This window comes from Shewanella sp. S1-49-MNA-CIBAN-0167, from assembly GCF_040310145.1.
GTDB lineage: Bacteria > Pseudomonadota > Gammaproteobacteria > Enterobacterales > Shewanellaceae > Shewanella > Shewanella psychromarinicola.
Genome location: NZ_JBEOPO010000104.1, coordinates 1 through 842 on the forward strand (window position 1 = coordinate 1; position 842 = coordinate 842).

Annotated in this window: 1 rRNA gene; it reads right to left on the reverse strand. The window is 49.3% G+C overall.

Features of this window, described 5'->3' with window-relative positions:
* Nucleotides 1–322: 322 nt before the first annotated feature.
* Nucleotides 323–842: ribosomal RNA gene (locus AAEZ00_RS20565) — 16S ribosomal RNA — on the reverse strand; the annotation flags it as partial.

Below are 842 nucleotides of genomic sequence, written 5' to 3' on the forward strand. Positions count from 1 at the left end.
TTTTTACTTGTCTCACCTCCGGGTAGGAAGTGGACTCGCCTTAGTTTTTTAGAATATTCAAGACACTTAAACAGTGTTTTGAGAACTCAAGATACTAATGCTTTCGCATCAGTATTATTTTTCGCACTAACGTAATCACACAAACGACAACGAATCGTCATTCATGCGCCTTTAGTTAGTACTATCAGCTTTCCAAATTGTTAAAGAACAACACTAGCCGGCTGGCGGCGTGTTTCACTCTACTTCCGAAGAAGTTAACAAGTAATCTGTGTGAACACTCACATGCATCGCTGCACTTTAGGTATTGAGTTAGTCGTATAGGTAAGGAGGTGATCCAGCCCCAGGTTCCCCTAGGGCTACCTTGTTACGACTTCACCCCAGTCATGAACCACAAAGTGGTGAGCGTTCTCCCGAAGGTTAAACTACCCACTTCTTTTGCAGCCCACTCCCATGGTGTGACGGGCGGTGTGTACAAGGCCCGGGAACGTATTCACCGTGGCATTCTGATCCACGATTACTAGCGATTCCGACTTCACGGAGTCGAGTTGCAGACTCCGATCCGGACTACGACAAGCTTTGTGAGATTAGCTCCACCTCGCGGCTTTGCAACCCTCTGTACTTGCCATTGTAGCACGTGTGTAGCCCTACTCGTAAGGGCCATGATGACTTGACGTCGTCCCCACCTTCCTCCGGTTTATCACCGGCAGTCTCCCTAGAGTTCCCGCCATTACGCGCTGGCAAATAAGGATAGGGGTTGCGCTCGTTGCGGGACTTAACCCAACATTTCACAACACGAGCTGACGACAGCCATGCAGCACCTGTCTCACAGTTCCCGAAGGCAC